A 673-nucleotide genomic window follows, 5' to 3' on the forward strand; every position below is an offset into this window, starting at 1 on the left:
TTTGGGTTCGCTAAGGAGGCGGCAGAGGCTGAACAGCTCCGTTGCGTTCGTCTTTTGGAAGAAATAGCGCAACTTGAGAAGCGCAAGGCGGAGGCTGAGGCGGAATTGAGTTTGGCGAGGGACGCGGTCCGGCGGCTTGACAATTTTGAACCCGTGGTCGGCCAGCAACAACGCCAATGCCCGAATTGTTGGGTCCGGCGCGGCACGCGCGCCAATCTGGAGCCCATCCCGAGCGACACGGACTCCGACCTTTTCCGGTGCGACACTTGCCACATAGATTTCCTCGATTGAACCAGTGGCTCTACGCGCTTTCGCTTCTTGTCTTGCCATCTTGCTGGCAAGCGCAGTGTTGCTTTTTGACGATGCGGATTGTATGCGCGACCGAAGCTTCGTGTTCAGGGGCGCCTGAGTCACCCACTTAAACTTTTGGTATTTTTTGGATCTCGCTGGTTATACACATTTAGGGCCGGAGGATTGAAACATGTTTGGACTTGGAGCATTCGGCGATGTGCCGTTTGGTGGTGTTCCTCCATACTACAAAGTGGACGCAGCCCACACCAAGGCTGGGCAGGAGAGATTGAGGGCCTATTTTGAGGCGCTCGGGCGCTTTGTTGACAAGTTTTCTCGGGTCGAGGCCGCCGTCACCAAGGCGCTATGGCTCTATGCAAAAACA

At 55.6% G+C, this 673-nt stretch carries 2 protein-coding genes; both read left to right on the top strand.

The features are described 5' to 3' along the window. A partial coding sequence (locus tag ABTU92_RS30625; protein WP_408095287.1) for a hypothetical protein occupies positions 1-291 on the top strand: 291 nt, incomplete at its 5' end. Between the two features lie 190 nt (positions 292-481). Further along, positions 482-673, top strand: a 192-nt coding sequence (locus tag ABTU92_RS30630) for a hypothetical protein (RefSeq protein WP_408095288.1), incomplete at its 3' end; no start/stop codon positions are given.

Origin of the sequence: Rhodoplanes sp. SY1 (assembly GCF_046000175.1) — a bacterium.
Lineage (GTDB): Bacteria > Pseudomonadota > Alphaproteobacteria > Rhizobiales > Xanthobacteraceae > Rhodoplanes.